Origin of the sequence: Magnetospirillum molischianum DSM 120, assembly GCF_000294655.1 — a bacterium.
Taxonomy (GTDB): Bacteria; Pseudomonadota; Alphaproteobacteria; order Rhodospirillales; family Magnetospirillaceae; genus Phaeospirillum; species Phaeospirillum molischianum.
Map to the genome: position 1 here is coordinate 1 of NZ_CAHP01000026.1, position 25863 is coordinate 25863.

Below are 25863 nucleotides of genomic sequence, written 5' to 3' on the forward strand. Positions count from 1 at the left end.
GTCGTCCTACGATTTCCCTGGCGACGATATTCCGATCGTCAAGGGCTCGGCGCTGTGTGCTCTCGAAGACCGCAGCCCGGAAATCGGCAAGGAAGCGATTCTGAAGCTGATGGCCGAAGTTGACCGCTACATCCCGCAGCCGGAACGTCCGAAGGACAAGCCGTTCCTGATGCCGATCGAAGACGTGTTCTCGATCTCGGGCCGTGGCACCGTCGTGACCGGCCGTGTCGAGCGTGGCGTGGTGAAGGTTGGCGAGGAAGTCGAGATCGTCGGTATCAAGACGACCGTCAAGACCACCTGCACCGGCGTTGAAATGTTCCGCAAGCTGCTCGATCAGGGTGAGGCTGGCGACAACATCGGCGCTCTGCTGCGCGGCACCAAGCGTGAAGACGTCGAGCGCGGCCAGGTTCTGGCGGCTCCGGGTTCGATCACGCCGCACACGAAGTTCGAGGCCGAAGCCTACATCCTGACCAAGGAAGAAGGTGGACGTCACACCCCGTTCTTCACCAATTATCGTCCGCAGTTCTACTTCCGCACCACCGACGTCACCGGCGTCGTGTCGCTGCCGGAAGGCACCGAAATGGTGATGCCGGGCGACAACGTGAAGATGAGCGTTGTGCTGATCGCCCCGATCGCGATGGATCAGGGTCTGCGTTTCGCTATTCGTGAAGGTGGCCGCACTGTCGGCGCAGGAGTGGTTGCCAAGGTCCTCGAGTAGCTGTATAAGGGCGGCCTCCGGTAAGACCCGGAGGCCGTAGCCGCCGCCCCGGCGATCCGGGACGGCAGCGAATGCAGGAGTGTAGCTCAACTGGTAGAGCACCGGTCTCCAAAACCGGGGGTTGGGGGTTCGAGCCCCTCCACTCCTGCCACGCTGTTCCCCCAGGCTTCCGCCAGCGTGCGGCATCAACTGTAAGAGACATGGCAAAAACGAGCCCGGCCCTCTTTTTCAAGCAGGTCCGTCAGGAGATCGCAAAGGTCACCTGGCCAACCCGCCGCGAGACCGTCATCTCGACTCTCATGGTGTTCGTGATGGTGGTGATCACCGCCACGTTCTTCCTAATCGTCGATCAGTTTTTTGCCACGACCGTCAAGTTCCTGTTCGGTCTGAGAGGTTGAACGGGTATGTCGACAGCACGATGGTACGTTATTCACGTTTATTCCGGCTTCGAGAAGAAGGTTGCTCAGTCGATTCGCGAGCAGGCCGAACAGAAAGGCATGGCCGAACTGTTCGATAAAGTGCTTGTGCCGACCGAGGAAGTCGTCGAAGTCCGGCGCGGAACCAAGGTCAGCGCGGAACGGAAGTTCTTCCCCGGCTATGTGCTGGTGCGGATGAATCTGACCGACGACACTTGGCATCTGGTCAAGAACACGCCGAAAGTCACCGGCTTCCTGGGCGGCAAAGGCCGTCCGGTTCCGATCACCGAGGCCGAGGCCGAGCGCATTATCCGTCAGGTTCAGGACGGAGTTGAGCGTCCGAAGCCGTCGATCACGTTCGAGGTCGGCGAGCAGGTCCGGGTGTGCGACGGTCCGTTCACGTCCTTCAACGGTTTGGTCGAAGAAGTTGACGAAGAAAAAGCCCGTCTTAAGGTCGCTGTGTCGATCTTCGGCAGGTCTACTCCGGTGGAGCTGGAGTACACACAGGTCGAGAAGATCTGATTGTTTTAGACTCGGGATATTGCGGCGCGGTGATTCGCGACGCGATATCCCGAGTCTGTTCGTTCCCGTTTCGGATGTCCCGGAATTGGGGTCAAGGGGGCGGGAGGCCAGCCTGAGGCCGCACCGCCACCTCTGGTGACAGACAGAGGATCGTTAAGATGGCAAAAAAAGTTGTAGGCTATATCAAGCTGCAAGTCGCGGCCGGCAAGGCGAACCCGTCGCCGCCGATCGGCCCGGCGCTGGGTCAGCGCGGCCTGAACATCATGGAATTCTGCAAGTCTTTCAATGCTCAGACCCAGGGTCTTGAGCCGGGCATGCCGATTCCGGTGGTGATCACCGCTTATTCCGATCGTACCTTCACCTTCGTGACCAAGACTCCGCCGGTCAGCTTCTTCCTGAAGAAGGCCGCCGGGATCGCCAAGGGGTCGCAGACCCCCGGCAAAGGGTCTGTCGGTCAGATCACGATGGCTCAGATTCGCGAAATCGCCGAGAAGAAGATGCAGGATCTCAACGCCAATGACGTTGATGCGGCTTGCAGCATGATCGTCGGTTCGGCGAAGTCGATGAGCCTCAAGGTTGTGGAGTAAGCAGATGGCACGCGAAGGAAAGCGCCTGAAGGCGGCTTACGCCGAAGTCAACCGCGACAAATTCTATACCCTCGCCGAAGCGGTGACGGTGATCAAGTCGAACGCGAAGTCGAAGTTCGATGAGACCATTGAAATCGCCCTCAACCTTGGTGTCGATCCCCGCCATGCCGACCAGATGGTCCGCGGCGTGATCGAACTGCCCCACGGCACCGGCAAGACCGTTCGTGTCGCCGTGTTCGCCAAGGGTGACAAGGCCGAGGAAGCGAAGAAGGCCGGTGCCGATATCGTCGGTGCCGAAGAACTGTTCGAGGCCGTTAACGGCGGCACGATGGATTTCGATCGCTGCATCGCCACTCCCGACATGATGGGTCTGGTTGGCCGGTTGGGTAAGGTTCTCGGGCCGCGCGGCCTGATGCCGAACCCGAAGCTGGGCACCGTCACCACCAACGTCGTCGAGGCGGTGCGCGCGGCCAAGGCCGGTCAGGTTCAGTTCCGTGTCGAGAAGGCGGGTATCATCCACGCCGGTATCGGCAAGGCGAGCTTTGACGAAGCCAAGCTGGTCGAAAATGTCCGCGCCTTTGTTGACGCGATCATTAAGGCCAAGCCGCAGGGCGCAAAGGGCACCTATCTTAAGAAGGTGTCGCTGTCCTCGACGATGGGTCCGGGCGTCAAGCTGGATTCCGGCACCATCGTGGTGTGATGCGCCTTCTGGCGTAGGAAGTTTCTTTTTCCCTTCGGGGAAAGGAATAGGGAAGCCGATCCGCAACGACCGGCTTCCCGTACCTGTCCGAGACCGCAGGCGCTTTGGTCGGATCGTTCCGCCCAAAGCTTGATGGGATTTCCCGCCTGCCGAGACAGAAGAAGAGAGAACGTGCCGTCGGTGATCCTCTGGGATGCCGTTCGGTTAACGGCTTGAAGCTTCTGGGACAGGCCACCGGCCCTGAATGGACGGCTCGTCCGACCGGAAAGGGCCTTGGGCAATGAACCGAAGCCGCCGCCTCAAGGCTTAAAAAAGCCCAGGCGGGCAGGGTTCGGCTCGATGTTTGGAGACGAACGTGGACCGGACACAGAAGAAAGAGTGGGTCGGGTCGCTGCATGAGACGCTCGGGGAAGTCGGGCTGGTCGTCGTCACCCAGTACAAAGGGCTGACGGTTGCCGAGATGACCTCCCTCCGCGTCAAGATGCGCGCGGCCGGGGCCAGCTTCAAAGTGACCAAGAATCGTCTCACCAGGCTTGCCCTTGGTGGTACCGAGTTCGAGAACCTTGACGACCTGTTCGTCGGTCCGACCGCCATCGCCGTTTCGCGCGATCCGGTTGCCGCCGCTCGGGTTGCCGTCGAGTTCGCCAAGACCAACGATAAGCTCAAGATCCTCGGTGGATCGCTGGGCAATCAGCGTCTTGACCTCGATGGCGTGAAGGCTCTGGCTGCGCTGCCGTCGCTCGACGAGCTGCGGGCCAAGCTGGTCGGCATGATCTCGACTCCCGCCACCCGTATCGCCGGCGTGCTTCAGGCGCCCGCGGGCCAGTTGGCCCGGGTTCTGAAGGCGAAGGCGGACAAGGACGCCGCGTGAGCCCCCTTTAATATCCCAAGTTTCAAGCTTATCTGGAGAGTATGAAAATGGCTGATCTTGCCAAGCTGGTTGACGATCTGTCGGCCCTGACCGTCCTCGAAGCCGCCGAGCTGTCGAAGCTGCTCGAAGAGAAGTGGGGCGTTTCCGCCGCCGCTCCGGTTGCCGCCGCCGCCGCCCCGGTTGCCGCTGCTGCCGCTGCTGAAGAGCAGACCGAGTTCGAGGTCATCCTCGTCGACGCCGGCGACAAGAAGATCAACGTGATTAAGGAAGTCCGCGCCATCACCGGCCTGGGCCTGAAGGAAGCCAAGGACCTCGTTGAGGCCGCTCCGAAGCAGGTGAAGGACGGCGTCAGCAAGGACGAAGCCGCCAAGCTGAAGAAGGTCCTCGAGGAAGCCGGCGCCAAGGTGCAGGTGAAGTAGGATCGCTTTCTAGCGAACGATCTGGGGGCCGGGATGCGTTTATCGCCTCCCGGCCCTTGGGCGCTGGACTATGACGACGCCGTTGCCGGATCCGGTAACGGGAATATCTGCCCCCGAAGGGGCGGTTGAATGAGGCTCCGCAAGGAGCTGGCGTGCCAACGGCACGCGGTCCGGAACAGCGTTCCGGGCGGCAAGTGTGTTGGGCCTATACCGACGAAAAGACGAGGAGCGGCAATGGCTAAATCCTATACGGGTCGCAAGCGGGTGCGCAAAAGCTTCGGGCGGATCCCGACCGTCGCGCCGATGCCGAACTTGATCGAGGTGCAGAAAAGCTCCTACGATCACTTCCTCCAGATGGACGTGCTTCCCGAGAGCCGCGCCAGTGTTGGCCTCCAGGAGGTCTTCCGGTCCGTCTTCCCGATTAAGGACTTTTCCGAGCGTGGCACGCTGGAATTCGTCCGTTACGAGCTGGAAACCCCCAAGTACGACGTCGAGGAATGCCAGCAGCGCGGGATGACCTTCGCCGCGCCGCTGAAGGTGACGCTGCGGCTGGTGGTCTGGGATGTCGATGAAGACACCGGCGCCCGCTCGATTCGCGACATCAAGGAACAAGACGTTTATATGGGCGACATGCCGCTCATGACGTCGAACGGCACCTTTGTCATCAACGGCACCGAGCGCGTCATCGTTTCGCAGATGCACCGCAGTCCGGGCGTGTTCTTCGACCATGACAAGGGCAAGACTCATTCCTCGGGCAAGTATCTGTTTGCCGCCCGCGTCATTCCCTATCGCGGCTCCTGGCTGGACTTCGAGTTCGACGCCAAGGATCAGGTCTATGTCCGTATCGACCGCCGCCGCAAGCTGCCGGTCACCACGCTGCTTTACGCCCTGGACGGGGAGGCTAGCGCCGGTTTGCGCGCCGCCCGCGCCGCCGAAAGCAGAGCCGTCGAGCCCGGCGAAGTCCAAGGCATGACCGCCGAAGAGATCCTGTCTTATTTCTATGACAAGGTGATCTACACCCGTGGCCCGAACGGTTGGAAGACCGTCTTCGACGCCGAACGGCTGAAGGGCGTCAAGCTCGTTTCCGACCTGATCGACGCCGCCACTGGCGAAAAGGTTGCCGACGCCGGCACCAAGATGACCCCGCGTTTCGGTCGTAAGCTGAAGGATGCCGGTCTGACCGAAATCCAGGTCGCGCCCGAAGACATGATCGGCCAGTATGTCGGCGAAGACATCATCAACGAGATTTCCGGCGAGATCTACACCGAGGCTGGCGACGAACTGACCGCCGCCCTGGTTGCCGATCTGGAAAAGGCCGGTATCACCGAGTTGCCGGTTCTCGCGATCGATCACATCAATATCGGTCCCTATATCCGCAACACCCTGGCGGTCGATAAGAATTCGAGCCGCGAGGAAGCGCTGATCGATATCTACCGGGTGATGCGTCCGGGCGAGCCGCCGACGCTGGAAACCGCCGAGGCTTTGTTCCAGGGTCTGTTCTTCGATTCCGAGCGCTACGACCTCTCCGCGGTCGGTCGCGTCAAGATGAACTCGCGTCTCAACACGCCCGAGGTTGCCGATACCGTGCGCGTTCTGCGCAAGGAAGACATCCTTGGCGTGATCAAGGTGCTGGTCGAGCTGAAGGACGGCAAGGGCGAGATCGACGACATCGATCACCTGGGTAACCGTCGCGTCCGCTCGGTCGGCGAACTGATGGAAAATCAGTATCGCGTTGGTCTGCTGCGGATGGAGCGTGCGATTCGCGAGCGGATGTCCTCGGTCGATATCGATTCGGTGATGCCGCACGACCTGATCAACGCCAAGCCTGCGGCGGCGGCGGTGCGTGAATTCTTCGGCAGCTCGCAGCTGTCGCAGTTCATGGATCAGACCAATCCGTTGTCGGAAATCACCCACAAGCGCCGCCTGTCGGCGCTCGGGCCGGGTGGTCTGACCCGCGAGCGCGCTGGCTTCGAAGTCCGCGACGTTCACCCCACCCATTACGGTCGTATCTGCCCGATTGAAACGCCGGAAGGCCCGAACATCGGTCTGATCAACTCGCTGGCGACCTATGCTCGCGTCAATCAGTACGGCTTCATCGAGGCGCCGTATCGCAAGGTTGTCGATGGAGTTGTCACCAGCGACGTCGTTTATCTCTCGGCGATGGAAGAGGGACGTTACACCGTCGCTCAGGCCAATTCCGAGTTGAACGCCGATGGCCGCTTCGCCGACGATCTGGTCTCGTGCCGCCGTGCTGGCGAGTTCGTGATGGTGCCGTCGTCCGAAATCAACATGATCGACGTCAGCCCGAAGCAGCTGGTTTCGGTTGCCGCCGCGCTGATCCCGTTCCTGGAAAACGATGACGCCAACCGCGCCCTGATGGGTTCGAACATGCAGCGTCAGGCCGTCCCGCTGATCCGGGCCGAGGCGCCGCTGGTCGGCACCGGCATGGAGCAGGCGGTGGCTCGTGATTCCGGCGCGGCAATCACTGCCCGACGGACCGGCGTGGTCGATCAGGTTGACGCGACCCGCGTGGTTATTCGTGCCACCGAGGAAACCCAGGCGACCGCCTCGGGCGTCGATATCTATAACCTGCTGAAGTTCCAGCGTTCGAATCAGAACACCTGCATCACCCAGCGTCCGCTGGTGAAAGTTGGCGATCTGATTCAGAAGGGCGACATCATCGCCGATGGCCCCTCGACCCAGTTGGGCGAACTGGCGCTGGGCCGCAACGTGCTCGTCGCCTTCATGCCGTGGAACGGTTACAACTTCGAAGATTCGATCCTGATCTCCGAACGTATCGTCCGTGACGATGTGTTCACCTCGATCCATATCGAAGAATTCGAGGTCATGGCCCGCGATACCAAGCTGGGCCAGGAAGAAATCACCCGCGATATTCCGAACGTCGGCGAAGAGGCTCTGAAGAATCTCGACGAGGCCGGCATCGTCTATATCGGTGCCGAGGTCAAGCCGGGCGATATTCTGGTCGGTAAGGTCACGCCGAAGGGCGAAAGCCCGATGACCCCGGAAGAGAAGCTGCTGCGCGCCATCTTCGGCGAAAAGGCATCGGATGTTCGCGATACCTCGTTGCGGCTGCCCCCCGGTGTTGCCGGCACCATCGTCGAGGTTCGTGTCTTCTCCCGCCGTGGCGTCGAGAAGGACGAACGCGCCCTGGCGATCGAACGCTCGGAAATCGAACGTCTGGCCAAGGATCGCGACGACGAACGCGGCATTCTCGAACGCTCGTTCTTCGCCCGTCTGAAGCAGCAGATCAACGGTCGCAAGATCGTTTCGGGACCGCGTGGCGTCCGTGCGGGCGTTGTCCTCGACGACGCGACCTTGGATGCCCTGCATCCGAGCGCATGGCGCAACATCGCCATCGAAGACGATGCGGTGATGGCCGATGTCGAGCAGCTCAAGCGTGCGTTCGACCAGCAGGTCGAGAAGTTGCAGGAGCGGTTCGAAAACAAGGTCGAGAAGCTTCAGCGCGGCGACGAATTGCCGCCCGGCGTGATGAAGATGGTCAAGGTGTTCGTCGCGGTGAAGCGTAAGCTTCAGCCCGGTGATAAGATGGCCGGTCGTCACGGCAATAAGGGTGTTATCTCGCGGATCATGCCGCTTGAGGACATGCCTTATCTCGAAGACGGCCGTCAGGTCGATCTGGTTCTGAACCCGTTGGGCGTGCCGTCGCGCATGAACGTCGGTCAGATCCTTGAGACCCATCTGGGCTGGGCCTGTGCCGGTCTTGGCCAGCAAATCGGCGACGTGCTCGATCAGGTCCGTCGCAGCAACGCGACGTTGCCCGATCTGCGCGACAAGCTGAAGGACGTCTATGGCGACGTGATCTTCAACGATGAGATCGCCGACCTGCCCGACACCGAGATCCTCGAACTGGCGACCAACCTGCGGCCCGGCGTGCCGATTGCAACCCCGGTGTTCGACGGTGCCCGCGAAAGCGATATCGTCGATATGCTGACCAAGGCCAACCGTTCGACCTCGGGTCAGGTTACCCTGATCGACGGTCGTACCGGCGAGCCGTTCGACCGCAAGGTCACGGTCGGCTACATCTACATGCTGAAGCTGCACCACTTGGTCGACGACAAGATTCACGCCCGTTCGATCGGACCGTATTCACTGGTTACTCAGCAGCCGTTGGGCGGTAAAGCCCAGTTCGGCGGCCAGAGGTTCGGTGAAATGGAGGTCTGGGCGCTGGAAGCTTATGGTGCCGCCTATACGCTTCAGGAAATGCTGACGGTGAAGTCGGACGACGTGTCCGGCCGTACCAAAGTCTACGAGGCGATCGTCCGTGGTGACGAGACCTTCGAAGCCGGCATCCCCGAATCGTTCAACGTGTTGGTCAAGGAACTGCGCTCGCTTGGCCTCAACGTCGAACTCACTCAGCGGGATTTCTAACCGATACGACCTGTGGCGGGGGTGCTCGGCGCCTCCGCCGCCCCCCGACAAGGTCACACGGGAGCATGTCGATGAACGAACTTATGAAGATCTTCGGTCAGGCGGGCTCTACCCCCACCTTTGACCAGATCCGGATTTCCATCGCCTCGCCCGAGCGCATCCGCTCCTGGTCGTTCGGCGAGATCAAGAAGCCCGAGACGATCAATTATCGTACCTTCAAGCCCGAGCGCGATGGCCTGTTCTGCGCCCGCATCTTCGGGCCGATCAAGGATTACGAGTGCTTGTGCGGTAAGTACAAGCGGATGAAGTATCGCGGCATCATCTGCGAGAAGTGCGGCGTCGAAGTGACGCTGGCCAAGGTCCGGCGCGAGCGCATGGGCCATATCGAGCTGGCCAGCCCAGTCGCCCACATCTGGTTCCTGAAGTCTCTGCCGTCCCGCATCGGTCTGCTGTGCGACATGACGCTGAAGGATCTCGAACGGATTCTCTATTTCGAGAATTACGTCGTGGTCGAGCCTGGCCTGACTCCGCTCAAGCTGCGTGAACTGCTGACCGAAGAGCAGTACATGCGCGCCGTTGACGAGTTCGGCGAGGACGCCTTCACCGCTAAGATCGGTGCCGAGGCGATTCGCGACATGTTGTCGGTGATCGATCTGGAAGCCGAGAAGGCCCAGCTCAAGATCGACCTCAAGGAAACCACGTCCGAAGCCAAGCGTAAGAAGCTGGTCAAGCGGATGAAGCTGGTCGAGGCGTTCCTCGAATCCGGCTCGCGCCCGGAATGGATGATCCTGGAAGTGATTCCAGTTATTCCGCCGGAATTGCGTCCGCTGGTGCCGCTGGACGGCGGCCGCTTCGCGACCTCGGATCTGAACGACCTCTATCGCCGCGTCATCAACCGCAACAATCGTCTGAAGCGGCTGATCGAACTGCGCGCGCCCGAGATCATCGTCCGCAACGAAAAGCGTATGTTGCAGGAGGCGGTTGACGCCCTGTTCGATAACGGCCGCCGTGGCCGCGCCATCACCGGCGCAAACAAGCGGCCGCTGAAGTCGTTGTCCGACATGCTGAAGGGCAAGCAGGGTCGCTTCCGTCAGAATCTGCTCGGTAAGCGCGTCGATTATTCCGGCCGTTCGGTGATCGTCGTCGGTCCTGAATTGAAATTGCACCAATGCGGTCTTCCAAAGAAGATGGCGTTGGAGCTGTTCAAGCCGTTCGTCTATTCCAAGCTCGAACTGTACGGCATGGCCACCACCATTAAGGCGGCCAAGCGGATGGTGGAAAAGGAACGTCCCGAGGTGTGGGACATCCTGGAAGAGGTGATCCGCGAACACCCGGTGTTCCTCAACCGCGCCCCCACGCTGCACCGTCTCGGTATTCAGGCGTTCGAGCCGACTCTGATCGAGGGTAAGGCGATCCAGCTGCATCCGCTGGTTTGCACTGCCTTCAACGCCGATTTCGACGGCGATCAGATGGCGGTTCACGTCCCGTTGTCGCTTGAAGCCCAGCTTGAAGCGCGCGTGCTGATGATGTCGACCAACAACATCCTCTCGCCCGCCAACGGCAAGCCGATCATTGTGCCGTCGCAGGATATCGTTCTCGGTATCTACTACATCACGATGGATCGGGACGAGATGCCCGGTCAGGCGTTGAAGATCCGTACCGTTGAAGAGTTGCAGGGTGCACTCGCCAACAATTCGGTTATTTTCTACTGCCCGACCGATCCGTCCAGCCCGATCGACACCACCGATCTCGACGGTCTGCTTGATCGGATCGCCCGTCGCGACGTGACCGCTCACCTGCGTGTCAACGTCTCGTCGCGTGAGGCGCTCGCCGCCGGTCTGGCCAGCGGTCACCTGCGTCTGTTCAACGTCGCCAAGCCCGGCACGGCCCTGACGTTCGCCTCGCCCGAAGAGGCCGAGGCGGCGGTGAAGGACGGTCGTGCTCTGCTCTATCGCGTCCCGGTCTTTGTCAATATGGCCGAGATCGAGGAAGCGCTGACGGCGAAGACCATCACCCTGCATTCCCGGATCAAGGCCCGCTACGACACCGTCGATAGCGAAGGCAATCCGGTGACCCGTATCGTCGATACGACTCCGGGCCGGATGATGCTGTCGGTGATCCTGCCGAAGAACAAGAACGTTCCTTTCTCGCTGATCAATCGCCTTCTGACCAAGAAGGAAATCCAGAACGTCATCGATGTCGTCTACCGCCATTGCGGTCAGAAAGAGACGGTGATTTTTGCCGACCGCATCATGGGCATCGGCTATTCCAACGCCTTCAAGGCCGGTATTTCCTTCGGCAAGGACGATCTCGTCATCCCGCCGGAAAAGGAACAGCTGGTCGGCGAGACCGAAGACAAGGTCAAGGAATACGAGCAGCAGTACCAGGACGGTCTCATCACCCAGGGCGAAAAGTACAACAAGGTCGTCGATGCTTGGTCGAAGTGCACCGACGACGTCGCCGACGCGATGATGAAGCAGATTTCGAGCCAGGCACCGGGCAAGCCGATCAATTCGATCTATATGATGGCTCACTCCGGTGCTCGTGGTTCGGCCGCTCAGATGAAGCAGCTCGCCGGTATGCGTGGCCTGATGGCCAAGCCGTCGGGTGAAATCATCGAGACGCCGATCATCTCGAACTTTAAAGAAGGCCTGACCGTGTTGGAGTACTTCAACTCCACCCACGGTGCCCGTAAGGGTCTGGCCGACACCGCGCTGAAGACCGCGAACTCGGGTTACCTTACCCGTCGTCTCGTTGACGTCGCTCAGGACGCGATCATCTGCGAAGACGATTGCGGCACCACCAACGGCCTCACCGTTTCGCCGGTGATCGAAGGCGGTGAAGTGATCGCCTCGCTGGGTGAGCGGATCCTGGGGCGCTCTGCCGCTCGCGATATCGTCAATCCGGCCACCGGCGAGGTCATCGTCCCCGCCGCGGTCATCATCGACGAGAACGCGGTCGAGCAGATCGAATCCGCCGGTATCGAAACCGTTTCGATCCGCTCGGTTCTGACGTGCGATTCCGAGCAAGGCGTGTGCGGTGCGTGCTATGGCCGCGATCTGGCCCGTGGCACCAAGGTCAATGTCGGCGAAGCGGTTGGCGTTATCGCCGCTCAGTCGATCGGTGAGCCGGGTACCCAGCTCACCATGCGTACCTTCCACATCGGCGGTGCCGCTCAGCGTGGTGCCGAGCAGTCCAGCATCGAATCCTCGATCGACGCGACGGTTCAGGTCATCAACCGGAACCTCGTCGTCAATTCGAGCGGGTCGAGCATCGTGATGAGCCGCAATTGCGAAGTGGCGTTGTTTGACGCCAACAAGCGCGAACGCGCCCGTCACCGTGTGCCCTATGGTGCAAAGTTGTTGGTCGATGAGGGACAGGTCGTCGCCAAGGGCACCAAGCTGGCCGAGTGGGACCCCTACACCCTGCCGATCATCACCGAGCGGGCCGGCGTCATTCACTACGTCGATCTGATCGAAGGTCTGTCGATGCGTGAGGTGGTTGACGAAGCCACCGGCATCGCCAGCAAGGTGGTGATCGATTGGAAGCAGCAGCCGCGTGGTGCCGATCTGCGTCCCCGTATCACTTTGCGGGACGAGCGTGGCGAGGAAGTGGTGCTGTCCAACGGTCTGGAAGCGCGCTACTTCATGTCGGTCGATGCCATTCTCTCGATCGAGAACAACAGCAAGGTCAATGCTGGCGACGTGTTGGCGCGTATCCCGCGTGAATCTTCGAAGACCCGTGACATCACCGGCGGTCTGCCGCGTGTGGCCGAGTTGTTCGAAGCGCGCAAGCCCAAGGATCACGCCATCATCTCCGATATCGATGGCCGGGTGGAATTCGGTAAGGATTACAAGTCCAAGCGCCGTATTCTGGTCGTGCCCGAGGATGGTGATCCGGTCGAATACCTGATCCCCAAGGGCAAGCACATTTCGGTGCAGGAAGGCGATTACGTCCGCCGCGGCGATCCGCTGATGGACGGTAATCCGGTGCCGCACGACATCCTGAAGGTGATGGGTGTCGAGGCGCTGGCCCAGTACCTGATCAACGAAATCCAGGAGGTCTATCGTCTCCAGGGCGTGAAGATCAACGACAAGCACATCGAGGTGATCGTTCGCCAGATGCTGCAAAAGGTCGAGATCACCGAGCCCGGCGACACCACCTTGCTGGTCGGGGAACAGGTCGATCGCACTGAATTCGACATCGAAAACTCGAAGTCGATCCGCGAGGGCGGTCGTCCCGCCTCGGCGACGCCGGTGCTTCAGGGCATCACCAAGGCGTCGTTGCAGACCCATTCCTTCATCTCGGCGGCTTCGTTCCAGGAGACCACCCGCGTCCTTACCGAGGCGGCGGTGTCCGGCAAAGTCGATACCCTTAACGGGTTGAAGGAAAACGTCATCGTCGGTCGTCTGATTCCCGCCGGTACTGGTGCGGTGATGAACCGTCTGCGCGAAATCGCTGCCAAGCGTGATCGCGACATGGCGGTCGAGGCCGATGTCGGTGCCGAACAGCTCCCGGCGGCTGCGATCCCGCAGGCCACCACCGAGCCGCCGCCTGCCGCCGAGTAATCGGTTTCGGACGACGTAACAAGAAAACCCCCGTCTCGGGTTACCGAGGCGGGGGTTTTTCGTTCTGACTGCGTTGGAGCGAAAAATGCTCTGTCGCAAAACAGGCGGAACTTTTTGGGTTCCGCCTGTTTTCGTCTTTATATCCACAGCCGCTTTAATAGCGGCCAACAGGTCAGGTTATTTCCAGATCGGCTTGCCCGAACCGGGCAGGCCGTATTCGCTCCAACGCTTGGTGACCTGATCGATGATGTCGTCGCTCATCCGTAACGTGACACCCCATTCGCGATGGGTTTCCGGCGGCAGCTTATTGGTCGCGTCGAGACCGATCTTGCCGCCTAGACCGGATTCGGGGCTGGCGAAGTCGAGATAGTCGATCGGAGTTCCCTCGACGACGGTGATGTCGCGGGCAGGGTCCATCCGGGTGCTGACCGCCCACATCACGTCTTTCCAGTCGCGGACATTGATCTCGGCATCTACGACGATGACGAACTTGGTGTACATGAACTGTTTCAGGAACGACCAGATTCCGAACATCACCCGCTTGGCGTGGCCGGGATAGGCTTTCTTGATCGAGACGACGGCAATGCGATAGCTGCACCCTTCGGGCGGCAGCCAGAAATCGACGATCTCGGGGAATTGCTGGGTCAGCAAGGGGATGAACACTTCGTTCAGAGCCTCGCCCAACACGCTCGGCTCATCCGGCGGCCGTCCGGTAAAGGTGGACAGGTAGATCGGGTTGCGTCGCATCGTGATTGCCGAGACCCGGAACACCGGGAACTTCTCGACCGAATTGTAATAGCCGGTGTGGTCGCCGTAGGGGCCTTCATCGCCGTATTCGTCGAGCATGACGTGGCCTTCAAGCACGATCTCGGCCTCGGACGGGACTTTGAGCGGCACGGTCCGGCACTCGACCAGATCGACCTTCCGTCCGCGCAGCAGCCCGGCGAACTGGTACTCCGACAGGGTTTCCGGCACCGGCGTTACCGCCGCGATGATCGTGCCGGGATCGGCTCCGATCACCACCGCCACCGGCAACGGTTCGTGTTTCTTCGCGGCCCAGCGCTGGTAGTGCTGGGCTCCGCCGCGATGCTTCAGCCAGCGCATCAAGGTAGTGTTGCGTCCGGTGACCTGCATCCGGTAGATGCCGAGATTGTAATCGTCACGGGAATCGTGGTCATTTCCCTCGGCGCTGGGACCGCGCGTAACCACCAGCGGCCATGTGATCAACGGGGCCGGTTCGCCGGGCCAACAGCCTTGGATCGGCAACCGGGTCAGATCGACGGCATCGCCGGTCAGCACGACTTCCTGGCATGGGGCGGCACCAACGGTACGCGGGCGCATCGCCATCACCTGACGAGCCAGCGGCAGCAGACCGAGCGCCTCGCGCAGACCGCCGGGCGGTTCCGGCTGTTTGAGGAAGGCGAGCGTCTCGCCGACCTCGCGCAATTGCGACGGTTCGCGGTCCATTCCCCAGGCGACCCGTTCGACCGTGCCGAATAGATTGACCAGCACCGGCATGTCATAGCGCGAGCCGTCAGGTTTCAGCACATTTTCGAACAGCACTGCCGGCCCTCCCTCGGCGAGCAGGCGGGTCTGAATCTCGGTCATCTCCAGATGCGCCGACACCGGCGCCCGGACCCGGCGCAGACGGCCGGTTTCCTCTAGGCGTTGGATGAATTCGCGCAATGATTCGTATGGCATCAACGGTTTCTCCGGCAGGCTCTGGCGGCTTCAGGGGACGACGGAACACGGTCCGTCGTCAAGCCCCTGGCTTCGCGTCTGCGCCGCTTCACGACGGGGAGATTTGCCTGTACGCTCACAAATGGAAAGGGCTGATCCAGTCCGAGGGTGAAGCGCCGTCATGGCTTTGGTTCAAAACGAGCAGCGTTACCGCGTCCTGATCGAACTGGGCATCGCCCTGTCGGCGGAGCGCAACCACAATCGGTTGATGGAGAAGATTCTTCAGGGTGCCAAGGGGTTGAGCCATGCTGATGGCGGCACGCTTTATTTGGTGACTGAAGCAAAAGACGCATTACAGTTCGAGATCATGCTGAATGATACGCTCAACATCGCGATGGGCGGTACCACGGGAAAGCAAATTCCGTTCCCTCCACTTAGTCTGCGGGACGATGACGGCACCCCCAACCATAGCAACGTGTCGAGCCATTGTGCCCTGACCGGAACAACCATCACCATCGCCGATGCGTATAACATCGATAGTTTCGATTTCTCCGGCACCAAAGCGTTCGATGTGCAGACTGGCTATCGCTCGAAATCGTTTCTGACGGTGCCGCTGAAAAATTATGAGGGCGAGCCAATCGGCGTGCTGCAACTGATCAACGCCCGCGACAGTGACAATCAGGTGATTGCGTTTGGCGACGACATTGTGCCGCTGATCGAGGCGTTGGCCAGTCAGGCGGCGGTGGCGCTCGACAATCAGCGTCTGATCGAGGCGCAGCAGACTCTGTTCAAAAGCTTCATCTCGGTCATTGCCGGATCGATCGACGCCAAAAGCCCCTATACCGGCGGCCATTGCCATCGGGTGCCAGCGGTGACACTGATGCTGGCCCGTGCCGCCTGCGACGCAACCGATGGGCCGTTTGCCGATTTCTCGCTGACCGAGGACGAGTGGTACGAACTGGAAATTGCCGCCGGTCTGCACGATTGCGGCAAGGTCATCACCCCGGAATACATCGTCGATAAGGCGACCAAGCTGGAGACGATCTATAATCGTATCCACGAGGTGCGGATGCGATTCGAGGTGTGCAAGCGTGACGCCGTAATCGCTTGTCTCGAAGGATTATTGGCCGGATCGGAAGATCCCGAGACGCTGACGCGCCGCCGCGACGAAACATTGGCCCGGCTCGATGACGATTTTGCCTTCGTTGCCGAGTGCAATGTCGGCGGGGAATTCATGGCGCCCGAAAAAATCGAGCGGTTGAAGAAAATCGCCGTTCAGACCTGGACCCGGACCCTGGACGACCAGATGGGACTGTCGATCAATGAACTGCGCCGCCGTCCGGCCGAGCCATCCGCTCCGCCGGTGGTCGAATCCCTGCTGGCCGACAAGCCCTGGCACCGGATACCGCACGAGCCGCCGGTCGATGTCGCTCGTTACGAGGCCGAAGGCTTCAAGATCCGGCCGCTGGAGACTCTTTACGATCTGGGCGAGATCTACAATCTGTGCATCAGTCGGGGCACTTTGACCGCCGAAGATCGCTTTAAGATCAACGATCACATCGTCCAGACCGTCTTGATGCTGAAGGCGCTGCCGTTTCCCCGCACTCTGGCGCGAGTGCCGGAATGGGCCGCTAGCCATCACGAGAAGATGGACGGCACCGGCTATCCGTGCGGCCTGACCCGCGACCAGATGTCGTTGCCAGCTCGGATGATGGCGATTGCCGACATTTTCGAGGCGCTGACTGCGGCCGACCGTCCTTATAAAAAACCCAAAACACTGTCGGACTCACTCAAGATCATGTCGTCGATGGCCAGGGACCATCATATCGATCCCGATTTGTGGCGGCTGTTCCTCTCCTCGGGGGTATGGAAACGCTATGCGGACGAATACCTGCGCTCCGAGCAGGTCGATGCGGTAGATATTGCCGCGCTTCTTGGCTGATCCGGGCCAGAGATGGTCAAAATCCGCGCCCATCTGGCCATCAGCGTGGACGGCCTCATCGCCGATCACGACGGTTCGGTCGAATGGCTGCGCCCCTATCGTAGCATTTCCGATGAGGCCGAGGCGTTCCTGACGGGGATCGGCACGCTGGTGATGGGGCGGGCCACCTACGAGGCGCATCGCGCCGGGGGAAGCTGGCCCTATGGCGGACGGCGTTGCCTAGTGGTGACGTCGCGGACGATGGACACCGCCCCGGAAGGGGTTGAATCGTGGCTGGGCGATCTGGCGATGCTGGCGGACGATTTACGCGAAGCCTCCGACGGCGATATCTGGGTGGTGGGCGGGGGGAAAGCGATCCGTGCCTTCTTCGATCTGGGCGCAATCGATTATCTCGACCTGTTCGTTGTCCCGGTGCTGTTGGGCGGTGGGCGGAATCTGTTCATGCCAAGTGAGATCGGCACCCACCTGACCCTGCTAACCAGCAAGGTCTATTCCGACGGGGTTGTCCGCCTCAGTTATCGGGCGGGATAGCGCGAGGATTTAAGCCATCGGGCATCCGCTCATTGCGATTGGATCGTACCCTTAACCCTCGGAAATGCGGGGAATTGGGCTGCCCCGATCGGCCTGTTGTCGCGTGGGCTTTTGGGGTCACGATTTCGTCATCGTTTCCCGTCTGGACAGGGGATGGGTGGCAGGCTATGACAACTGGGTAGCCCTCCAGTCCGAGTATCCCAGCATGAGATGGAGCCTTCCTAAGGTCGCGGTGTCGCCCGATCTGAAGCCCAATCTGTGGGATTTGGCGCTGATCCCGGTTGTGTTCGCCCTTCTGGCCCTATTGGCCTATGGTGGTGCCCAGATGAGCACCCCCTACGATGTCGGTACGCCGCTGCCGATGTCGCTCGACCCGGAGAACCTGCCTTATTACCTGTTGCGCAGCGCGCTCAGGATGGGAGCGGCGCTGGTCTGTTCGCTGATCTTCACTCTGATCTTCGGTATCGTCGCCTCGAAGGTTCCGGCGCTGGAGAAGGTGCTGATCCCGATTCTCGACATCTTGCAATCGATTCCAATCCTGGGCTTCCTGTCGATTACAGTCGCCGGGTTTATTGCTCTGTTTCCGGGCAATCTTTTGGGCATCGAATGCGCGGCGATCTTCGCGATTTTCACCTCGCAAGCATGGAACATGGCGTTCAGCCTGTATTCCTCGCTCAAGACGGTGCCGAATGACCTGATTGAGGCATCGCGAGTGTTTCACCTGTCGCCGTGGCAGCGGTTCTGGCGGCTGGAAATGCCCTGGGCTATGCCTGGGCTGGTGTGGAACATGATGGTGTCGGTTTCGGGCGGCTGGTTCTTTGTCGTCGCCTCCGAAGCGATCTCGGTGTCGAACCAGACCATCATGCTGCCCGGCGTTGGAAGCTATATTGCGTTGGCGATCGCTGACCGCGATTTGTCGGCGATATGTTGGGCGATCGTTGCCGTTCTGGTCGGTATCGTGATTTACGACCAGTTGATGTTCCGCCCGCTGGTGGCTTGGACCGACAAGTTTCGTGCCGATGCCGGGCCGGGTGAGCAACGACCGGAATCCTGGGTTTTAACCCTGATGCAGCGGGGGCGGCTATTCCGACTGCTGGCGCGGATTCCGGTAGTGCTATGGGACGGATTCGCCGGAATGCGTCACCGCAAGGCCGCTGCTGCTGCGCCTCGCCGGATCGTTCTGCCGCAGGTCGTTCTGCCGACATGGGCCGGATGGGTCTGGGACGGATTTCTATTGATCGTCACGGGAATCGCCTTGGTCCAGGTTGCTCTGTTTGTCCACGGCTCGGTCAATCTGGCCGAAGTCGGGCAGGTGCTGCTCTATGGGCTGGCCACCACCGCCCGGATCGTCGTGTTGATCGCCCTGGCCTCGCTGGTGTGGGTGCCGGTCGGGGTATGGGTCGGGCAGCGTCCTATCGTCGCGCAGAACGTCCAGTGGATCGCCCAGTTCCTGGCGGCTTTTCCGGCCAATCTGATGTTCCCGGTCGCGGTGATGCTGATCGTCTATTTCGACCTCAATGTCGATGTCTGGACCAGCCCGCTGATGATTCTCGGCACCCAATGGTACATCCTGTTCAATGTCATCGCCGGAGCGGCGGCGATCCCGCAGGACATGAAGGACGCCGCGAGCAATCTTGGCCTTACCGGCTGGATGAAATGGCGCAGATTTATCCTTCCCGCGATCTTTCCGGCCTACGTTACCGGCGCGTTCAATGCCTGTGGCGGATCGTGGAACGCCTCAATCGTTTCCGAAATGGTCAGTTGGGGCGATACTCAGCTTGAGGCGACCGGGTTGGGCTCATATATCGCCCGCGCCACTATCGATGGCGATTTCCCCCGCATCGCGCTGGGGATTGCGGTGATGTGCCTGTTCGTTATGGGCTTTAACCGTTTCTTGTGGCGCCCGCTCCATACCCTGGCGGCCGAGCGGCTGCGCCTCGATTAAAAACGAACCAAATACCCGTGAAAAGGGGTTCCTGAGATGGCCGAGCCGACCCTCCCCACCCATGCCCTGCTGGAATTGCGCGGGGTGCGTAAGACCTTCCGTACTCCAGAGCGTCATGAACGTACTGTGCTGGAGGGGGTCGATTTCCGGCTGGAAGAAGGCGAGATCGTCGCTTTGCTCGGCAAGTCTGGGTCGGGCAAATCGACCTTATTGCGGATCATGGCCGGGCTGATCCGGGCCAATGGCGGCGACGTGCTGTATCGCGGTCAGGCGGTGACCGGGCCGGCGCGCGGGATTTCGATGGTGTTCCAGTCTTTCGCCCTGTTCCCCTGGCTGACGGTGCAGGAGAATGTCGAACTGGGACTGGAAGCGGCCGGAATCGGTCCGGCCGAGCGTGAGGAGCGCGCTGCCGAGGCGATCGATATGATCGGTCTGGGCGGTTTCGAAAGCGCTTTTCCCAAGGAATTGTCGGGTGGTATGCGCCAGCGCGTCGGCTGTGCCCGCGCCCTGGTGATGCGTCCTGACGTGCTATTGCTCGACGAGCCGTTCTCGGCGCTGGATGTGCTGACCAGCGAGACCCTGCGCGAGGATTTGCTCGATCTTTGGGCCGAGCGCAAGATTCCGACCAAGGGAATTCTGTTGGTTTCGCACAATATCGAGGAAGCGGTGTCGATGGCTGACCGCGTTCTGGTGTTTTCCAGCGATCCTGGACGGGTCCGGGCCGAGGTCCGGGTCGGGCTGCCGCAACCGCGCGATACCGAATCCCCCGCCTTTCGCCAGATCGTCGATGAGATCTACTCGCTGATGACCGCGCATGTTCGCGGTGGCGGGACCGGAGCACAGGAACAGCTTACGCTGGGGTATCGTCTGCCCGATACCTTGCCGGGCAAGATGGCCGGTCTGTTGGAAACCATTGCCGAGGCTCCGTTCAACGGTCGCGCCGATTTGCCGCAATTGGCCGAGGAGACCGAGCTGGAAGACGATTCGCTGTTCCATCTGTTCGAGGCTCTCCGGGTGATGGGGCTGGCGCGGATCGTCTCGGGCGACATTTTCCTGACCCAACTCGGCCAGTCTTTTGTCGATGCCGACGATGCCAAGCGCAAGGATCTGTTCGCCGAATCGTTGTTGCGTAATATTCCGCTGGCCGCCCATATCCGTAAGGTTCTCGACGAGCGTCGCGACCATCGCGCTCCCGAAGATCGCTTCTTGCAGGAATTGCAGGATTACCTGACCGACGACGAAGCGGAACGGGTGTTGGAAACCGCGATCACCTGGGGCCGTTATGCCGAGATTTTCGATTACGATTATAATTCCGGTGTGCTGATGCTTCCCGAGGATGAAGAGGAGGAGGAGGCCGGAGCCGATGCGTCTTCGCCCGGCCCCACTGCGGCCGAATAAGGTCGCGATCCGCTTCCTTCGTGCGATTCGAATGGCAGCAGCCCCTTTCGCGGGGTTGCGCTTTGCGCCGTTATCGAATACCCCTTGATCTCTTTCCCTTTCCACGCTGCGGGTGGTCCGATCCCATGCGCCTAATCAGGCATTGCGGCGAGTTTAGTGCCGATCGTCGCGGTTGTGTGATGGCGCTCGGTAATTTCGATGGCGTCCATCTCGGCCATCAATCGGTCATTCTCACCGCCCGCGACCTGGCGCGCTCGCGCGGCGTCGCCTCGGGCGTTTTGACCTTCGAGCCACATCCTCGCCGGGTGTTCCGGCCCGATCTGCCGCCGTTTCGGCTGACACCGTTCCGGGTCAAGGCCCGGCTGATCGAAGCGCTGGGGATCGATCTGCTGTTCCAGCAGACCTTCGACCCAGCCTTTGCCGCCGTCACCGCCCGCGCTTTCATCGAGGATAATCTGGTCGGCTGCATGGGGGTGACCCAGGTGGTGGTCGGCTATGATTACGTTTTCGGCAAGGATCGCGGCGGAGATTGCGCTCTGCTCGAACGCGCAGGGGCCGAATTGGGGTTTGGGGTGACGGTGGTGCCGCCGACCGAGGTTGGCGGGAAGCCCTGTTCCTCGACCCGTGTTCGCGCCGCCTTGTCGGCCGCCCATCCGGCCGAGGCCGCCCGTCTGCTCGGTCATTACTGGGAACTGGAAGGCCGGGTTGAGCATGGCAGCGCACGCGGCCGCCAACTTGGATTTCCCACCGCCAATGTTCGCCTCGGCGAGTATCAGCACCCGGCCACCGGGGTCTATGCTGTGCGCGCCGGGATCGATCGGGGCGGGGCGACGGTCTGGCATGACGGAGTTGCCAATTTCGGCCGTCGTCCGACCTTCGACCAAACCGACGAAGTGCTGGAGGTCCACTTGTTCGGCCTCAGCGANGACCTCTACGGCCGTCACCTGCGGGTGGCGCTGATCGATCATCTCCGCCCCGAGCGCAAGTTTTCGGGCGTGGACGAATTGCGGGACCAGATCGCCCGTGACGCCGAAACCGCCCGGAACCGTCTGGGCGGCCTTCATTTCCCCGCGACACCCGGCCCAATGGTGCCTGTCGCTCCCTAGTTCCCCCGGATTGCAGCCATGACCGTCGACCCCAAGACCACCGTTTTCCTGCCCAGGACCGATTTCCCGATGAAGGCCGGCCTGCCCGCGCTGGAGCCCCGGCTGTTGGAGCGGTGGAAGACCATCGGCTTGTTCGATCGGCTGCGCGAGGCGGGTGAGGGACGCGACCCGTTCATTCTTCATGACGGCCCGCCCTATGCCAACGGCCACCTGCATATCGGTCACGCGCTGAACAAGATCCTGAAGGACATTATCGTCCGCACTCAGCAGATGCAGGGCAAGAACGCCGAGTATATTCCCGGCTGGGATTGCCACGGCCTGCCGATCGAGTGGAAGATCGAAGAGAAGTACCGCGCCGCCGGTCTGGATAAGGACGAGGTCGATATCGTCGATTTCCGCGAGGAATGCCGTGTCTTCGCCCGTGGCTGGATCGATATCCAGCGTGAAGAGTTCAAGCGACTGGGCGTTACCGGCGATTGGGACCATCCCTACACCACGATGACCAACCGTGCCGAATCGGTGATCGTCGCGGAATTGGGCAAGTTCCTGCTCGACGGCTCGCTGTACAAGGGCGCCAAGCCGGTGCTGTGGTCGGTGGTCGAAAAGACGGCGCTGGCTGAAGCCGAGGTCGAGTATCACGATCACACCAGCATCACGATCTGGGTCAAATTCCCGGTGGTGACCGCTTCCGTTCCCGAGCTTGAGGGGGCGAAGGTGGTGATCTGGACCACCACGCCCTGGACGATGCCGGGGAACCGCGCCATCGCCTTCGGGGCCGGGTTCGATTACGCGCTGGTCGAAGTCGAGACCGCCTCCGCCTCCGGGCTGGCCACCGTCGGCGAGCGGCTGGTGGTGCTGGCCGATCTGGTCGAGCAGGTGGCGAAGGATGCCGGTTGCACCTTCCGCGTGGTCGCCCGGATCAAGGGCGAGGCTCTGGCCGGGACGGTCTGCCATCACCCGCTGAAGCATCATCCCGAGGCCAATGGCGGGTATGATTTCGCTGTGCCGTTGCTGGCGGGTGAGTTCGTGACCACCGACACCGGCACCGGCTTTGTCCACATCGCGCCGGGTCATGGCGAGGACGATTGGCATCTGGGCAAGGCGAACGGAATCGTTATTCCCGATACGGTCCAGGCCGACGGCACCTATTACCCCCACGTCGCGATTTTCGCCGGTCAGAGCGTGCTGGCCCAGGGTAAGAACGGTAAGTATTACAGTCCGGTCGCCAAGGGGGTGATCGCGGCGATGACCGAGTGCGGCACCTTGCTGGCGCACGGTAAGATCGAGCATTCCTACCCCCATTCCTGGCGGTCGAAAGCGCCGCTGATCTTCCGCAACACGCCGCAATGGTTCATCTCGATGGAGACGAACGGCTTGCGGTCCAAGGCTCTGGCCGCGATTGCCGAAACCCGCTTCATTCCGGCCCAGGGCCGGAATCGGATCGGGGCAATGATCGAGAACCGTCCCGATTGGTGCGTCTCGCGTCAGCGCGCCTGGGGCGTGCCGATTGCCGTGTTTGTCGAGAAGAAGAGCGGGGAGCCGTTGCGCGATCCCGAGGTGGTTCGCCGCATTGTCGAAGCCTTTGCCGCTGAAGGGTCGGACGCCTGGTTTACCAGCCCGCCATCCCGCTTCCTGGGCAATGAACGCGATGCCGACGCCTACGAGCAGGTATTCGACATCCTCGACGTCTGGTTCGATTCCGGCTGCACCCACGCCTTCGTGCTGGAAGGCGACGAATGGCCGCGCCAGTCTTCGCCCGCCTCGCTTTATCTGGAAGGCTCGGACCAGCATCGTGGCTGGTTCCATTCCTCGCTGCTGGAATCGTGCGGCACGCGCGGCCGCGCGCCTTATGAGGCGGTTCTGACTCACGGCTTCGTTCTCGACGAAGCCGGACGCAAGATGTCGAAATCGCTCGGCAACGTCGTCGCCCCTCAAGAAGTGGTCGATGCCCAGGGAGCCGATATACTGCGCCTGTGGGTGGCGGGGTCGGATTCGTCGGACGATCTGCGTATCGGGCCGGAGATTCTGAAAACCCAGGTCGATATCTATCGTCGCTTGCGCAACACGCTGCGTTATCTGCTGGGGGCGCTCGACGGTTTCGCGGTCTCCGAGCGCTTGCCTCTGGCCGAACTGCCGGAACTGGAACGCTCGGTTCTGCATCGACTGAGCGAACTGGACCAGAGCCTGCGCGCGGCGTGCGACGGCTTCACCTTCCATGGCTGGTTCGCCGAACTGCACACCTTCTGCGCCATCGATCTGTCGGCGTTCTATTTCGATATCCGCAAGGATGCGCTGTATTGCGACCGGCCGGATTCGCTTCGTCGCCGTGCCGCGCGGACGGTGTTCGACATCCTGCTCGACACTCTGTGCAAGTGGTTGGCCCCGTTCCTGTGCTTCACCGCCGAGGAAGCGTGGCTGGCCCGTCATCCGTCCGAGACCGGATCGGTTCATCTGGAGCAATTCCCGACCCTGCCCGCCGATTGGCGTGACGAATCCCTGGCCGTGCGCTGGGCGAAGATTCGTGACGTCCGTCGCGTCGTTACCGGCGCACTGGAGGTCGAGCGCGCCGCCAAGCGGATCGGATCGTCCTTACAGGCCAATCCGATCCTGACGGTATCGGAAGAGGTCCGCGACCTGCTTGCCGGTCTCGATCTCGCCGAGATCTTCATCACCTCGGGTGTCGAATTGGCGGTCGGATCGCCGGTGGAGGGGGCGTTCGCCCTGTCCGATGTTCCCGGCATTTCGGTTCATCCCCGTGTCGCTGAGGGCGTCAAGTGCGCTCGCTGCTGGAAGGTCTTGCCCGAGGTCGGCGATGCCGCCCATGACGGCGTTTGCCACCGCTGCGCCGATGCGATGGATGTCGCCGCGACGGCTGGGGGCGAGTGATGCGCTTCGGATTTGGTGCCGGTCTCGGCCTTTCCGCTCTGGTGATCGCGCTCGATCAGGCCAGCAAGTGGGCGATTGTCGAAAAAGTGATGCGGCCCGAGGGTGTCGAGGGCACTCCCTTTTACACCTTTCTCCGAATTGAGCTGACGCCGTTCCTCGATCTGGTGATGACCTGGAACCGAGGAGTCAGTTTCGGGATCGGTAACGGCGCGGCCTCGCTCGACCCGCTGATTCTGTCGGCCCTGTCGGGCGTGATCGTGCTTGCCTTGGTCGGCTGGCTGTATCGCGCCGGGTCGTCGGTGGTTCGGCTGGCGGTCGCGCTGATCGTCGGCGGTGCGGTTGGAAATATCATCGATCGTTTGCGCTATGGTGCGGTGGCCGACTTTATTGACGCTCATATTGCGGGCCATCATTGGCCTGCCTTTAATTTGGCGGATTCGGCAATTACCGTTGGTGCGGTGATTTTGGTTGTCGACTCCTTGTTTGGCGGCCGCGATTCGACTAAGACATAGAGTCATGAGACAGAGCGAAGCCTCCGCGCGCATTCAGCACCGTCTGGCACCCCTTGTGGTGATACTGGCGGTTCTCTCCTTGTCCGCTTGCTCCGACGTGAAGCGGTCGCTTGGATATGAGAAGGCTCCCCCTGACGAATTCCAGGTCGTGCAGCGGGCGCCTCTCAGTATGCCGCCTGACTTCTCTCTGCGTCCGCCCCAGCCGGGCGCGACCCGGCCGCAGGAAGGCACGACCCGCGATCAGGCCCGCCGGGTTCTGACCGGGCAGCGTCTCAGCACGCCGGTCTCCACGGCGGGTCGGACCCAGGGCGATGTGATCCTGGTCAAGCGCTTTGGCGCTGAATCGATCCAGTCCGACATCCGCGTCCTGGTCAACAAAGAGTCTCAGTCCCTGGCCGAGGCGGAAAAAAGCTTCACCGATCAGCTGGTGTTCTGGCGCAAGTCCGAGCAGCCCGGCGTTGTGGTCGATCCGGTCAAGGAAAGCCAGCGTCTGCGTGAAAATCAGGCGCTCGGCAAGTCGATGTCCGAGGGGCAGACCCCCCATATCGAACGGCGCAAGAAGGCGATCCTCGAAGGCATCTTCTAGCGAGAGGAGAGGGGGGGCTTGCATCGCGCGGGTTCTCCCCTAGATCTCAACTGCCTTCGCCGGTTC

General features: G+C 61.2%; 18 protein-coding genes and 1 tRNA gene. 18 read left to right on the plus strand and 1 reads right to left on the minus strand.

Annotated elements, in window-relative coordinates; translation table 11 throughout:
• The 10 genes from PHAMO_RS11690 to PHAMO_RS11735 form a co-directional block, all read left to right on the plus strand.
• On the plus strand, window positions 1-718 hold a 718-nt coding region (locus tag PHAMO_RS11690; RefSeq protein WP_040566998.1), incomplete at its 5' end, for an EF-Tu C-terminal domain-related protein.
• Window positions 719-793: 75 nt separating this feature from the next.
• A tRNA-Trp gene (locus tag PHAMO_RS11695) sits at window positions 794-869 on the plus strand.
• Between the two features lie 49 nt (window positions 870-918).
• Window positions 919-1116 carry a preprotein translocase subunit SecE gene (gene secE / locus PHAMO_RS11700; RefSeq protein WP_040567000.1) on the plus strand — a complete coding sequence of 66 codons (198 nt, stop codon included), beginning with the start codon at window positions 919-921 and terminating at the stop codon, window positions 1114-1116.
• A gap of 6 nt (window positions 1117-1122) precedes the next feature.
• Window positions 1123-1656, plus strand: a complete 534-nt coding sequence (gene nusG / locus PHAMO_RS11705; protein ID WP_002729610.1) for a transcription termination/antitermination protein NusG — start codon at window positions 1123-1125, stop codon at window positions 1654-1656.
• 158 nt (window positions 1657-1814) lie between these two features.
• Window positions 1815-2243 carry a 50S ribosomal protein L11 gene (gene rplK / locus PHAMO_RS11710; protein ID WP_002729612.1) on the plus strand — a complete coding sequence of 143 codons (429 nt, stop codon included), beginning with the start codon at window positions 1815-1817 and terminating at the stop codon, window positions 2241-2243.
• A gap of 4 nt (window positions 2244-2247) precedes the next feature.
• Entirely contained in the window at window positions 2248-2943 is a 696-nt protein-coding gene (gene rplA, locus PHAMO_RS11715; RefSeq protein ID WP_002729614.1) for a 50S ribosomal protein L1, read from the plus strand.
• Between the two features lie 355 nt (window positions 2944-3298).
• Window positions 3299-3814 (plus strand): 50S ribosomal protein L10, encoded by a 516-nt coding sequence (rplJ, locus tag PHAMO_RS11720; RefSeq protein ID WP_002729617.1) that lies wholly within the window; start codon window positions 3299-3301, stop codon window positions 3812-3814.
• Between the two features lie 47 nt (window positions 3815-3861).
• On the plus strand, window positions 3862-4233 hold the full coding sequence (rplL, locus tag PHAMO_RS11725; protein ID WP_002729619.1) for a 50S ribosomal protein L7/L12: 372 nt from the start codon (window positions 3862-3864) through the stop codon (window positions 4231-4233).
• A 234-nt stretch (window positions 4234-4467) separates the two neighbouring features.
• The gene (rpoB, locus tag PHAMO_RS11730; RefSeq protein WP_002729621.1) at window positions 4468-8643 is read left to right on the plus strand and encodes a DNA-directed RNA polymerase subunit beta; all 4176 of its coding nucleotides are present in this window, start codon (window positions 4468-4470) and stop codon (window positions 8641-8643) included.
• Between the two features lie 71 nt (window positions 8644-8714).
• Window positions 8715-13211: a DNA-directed RNA polymerase subunit beta' gene (locus PHAMO_RS11735; protein ID WP_002729623.1), complete on the plus strand. Its 4497-nt coding sequence runs from the start codon at window positions 8715-8717 to the stop codon at window positions 13209-13211.
• 177 nt (window positions 13212-13388) lie between these two features.
• Here the strand turns inward: PHAMO_RS11735 and PHAMO_RS11740 are convergent, their stop codons facing one another.
• The gene (locus tag PHAMO_RS11740) at window positions 13389-14912 is read right to left on the minus strand and encodes a UbiD family decarboxylase (protein WP_002729624.1); all 1524 of its coding nucleotides are present in this window, start codon (window positions 14910-14912) and stop codon (window positions 13389-13391) included.
• Between the two features lie 160 nt (window positions 14913-15072).
• Here PHAMO_RS11740 and PHAMO_RS11745 point away from each other — a divergent pair, with 160 nt between their 5' ends.
• The 8 genes from PHAMO_RS11745 (at window position 15073) to PHAMO_RS11780 (ending at window position 25797) form a co-directional block, all read left to right on the plus strand.
• Window positions 15073-16833: an HD family phosphohydrolase gene (locus PHAMO_RS11745; RefSeq protein ID WP_002729626.1), complete on the plus strand. Its 1761-nt coding sequence runs from the start codon at window positions 15073-15075 to the stop codon at window positions 16831-16833.
• Window positions 16834-16845: 12 nt separating this feature from the next.
• Entirely contained in the window at window positions 16846-17364 is a 519-nt protein-coding gene (locus tag PHAMO_RS11750) for a dihydrofolate reductase family protein (RefSeq protein WP_002729627.1), read from the plus strand.
• Between the two features lie 205 nt (window positions 17365-17569).
• A complete protein-coding gene (locus PHAMO_RS11755; protein WP_040567005.1) occupies window positions 17570-19309 on the plus strand; it encodes an ABC transporter permease in 1740 nt (579 codons plus the stop codon).
• 36 nt (window positions 19310-19345) lie between these two features.
• Window positions 19346-20707 carry an ABC transporter ATP-binding protein gene (locus PHAMO_RS11760; protein WP_002729629.1) on the plus strand — a complete coding sequence of 454 codons (1362 nt, stop codon included), beginning with the start codon at window positions 19346-19348 and terminating at the stop codon, window positions 20705-20707.
• A 125-nt stretch (window positions 20708-20832) separates the two neighbouring features.
• Complete coding sequence (locus PHAMO_RS11765; protein ID WP_002729630.1) at window positions 20833-21813, plus strand: bifunctional riboflavin kinase/FAD synthetase; 981 nt, start codon at window positions 20833-20835, stop codon at window positions 21811-21813.
• An 18-nt stretch (window positions 21814-21831) separates the two neighbouring features.
• The gene (gene ileS / locus PHAMO_RS11770; protein WP_002729631.1) at window positions 21832-24699 is read left to right on the plus strand and encodes an isoleucine--tRNA ligase; all 2868 of its coding nucleotides are present in this window, start codon (window positions 21832-21834) and stop codon (window positions 24697-24699) included.
• On the plus strand, window positions 24699-25211 hold the full coding sequence (gene lspA / locus PHAMO_RS11775; protein ID WP_002729632.1) for a signal peptidase II: 513 nt from the start codon (window positions 24699-24701) through the stop codon (window positions 25209-25211). The genes ileS and lspA overlap by 1 nt, the downstream gene beginning before the upstream one ends.
• A 4-nt stretch (window positions 25212-25215) precedes the next feature.
• Window positions 25216-25797 carry a DUF3035 domain-containing protein gene (locus tag PHAMO_RS11780; RefSeq protein WP_002729633.1) on the plus strand — a complete coding sequence of 194 codons (582 nt, stop codon included), beginning with the start codon at window positions 25216-25218 and terminating at the stop codon, window positions 25795-25797.
• Window positions 25798-25863 lie beyond the last annotated feature (66 nt).

Bases quoted from the DNA above. Each gene is read 5' to 3' on its own strand.
- rplL (WP_002729619.1), top strand. From the start codon at position 3,862: ATGGCTGATCTTGCCAAGCTGGTTGACGATCTGTCGGCCCTGACCGTC.
- PHAMO_RS11750 (WP_002729627.1), top strand. From the start codon at position 16,846: ATGGTCAAAATCCGCGCCCATCTGGCCATCAGCGTGGACGGCCTCATC.
- PHAMO_RS11780 (WP_002729633.1), top strand. From the start codon at position 25,216: ATGAGACAGAGCGAAGCCTCCGCGCGCATTCAGCACCGTCTGGCACCC.
- PHAMO_RS11760 (WP_002729629.1), top strand. From the start codon at position 19,346: ATGGCCGAGCCGACCCTCCCCACCCATGCCCTGCTGGAATTGCGCGGG.
- rplA (WP_002729614.1), top strand. From the start codon at position 2,248: ATGGCACGCGAAGGAAAGCGCCTGAAGGCGGCTTACGCCGAAGTCAAC.
- PHAMO_RS11745 (WP_002729626.1), top strand. From the start codon at position 15,073: ATGGCTTTGGTTCAAAACGAGCAGCGTTACCGCGTCCTGATCGAACTG.
- PHAMO_RS11735 (WP_002729623.1), top strand. From the start codon at position 8,715: ATGAACGAACTTATGAAGATCTTCGGTCAGGCGGGCTCTACCCCCACC.
- nusG (WP_002729610.1), top strand. From the start codon at position 1,123: ATGTCGACAGCACGATGGTACGTTATTCACGTTTATTCCGGCTTCGAG.
- secE (WP_040567000.1), top strand. From the start codon at position 919: ATGGCAAAAACGAGCCCGGCCCTCTTTTTCAAGCAGGTCCGTCAGGAG.
- PHAMO_RS11740 (WP_002729624.1), bottom strand. From the start codon at position 14,912: ATGCCATACGAATCATTGCGCGAATTCATCCAACGCCTAGAGGAAACC.
- lspA (WP_002729632.1), top strand. From the start codon at position 24,699: ATGCGCTTCGGATTTGGTGCCGGTCTCGGCCTTTCCGCTCTGGTGATC.
- rplK (WP_002729612.1), top strand. From the start codon at position 1,815: ATGGCAAAAAAAGTTGTAGGCTATATCAAGCTGCAAGTCGCGGCCGGC.
- ileS (WP_002729631.1), top strand. From the start codon at position 21,832: ATGACCGTCGACCCCAAGACCACCGTTTTCCTGCCCAGGACCGATTTC.
- PHAMO_RS11755 (WP_040567005.1), top strand. From the start codon at position 17,570: ATGAGATGGAGCCTTCCTAAGGTCGCGGTGTCGCCCGATCTGAAGCCC.
- rpoB (WP_002729621.1), top strand. From the start codon at position 4,468: ATGGCTAAATCCTATACGGGTCGCAAGCGGGTGCGCAAAAGCTTCGGG.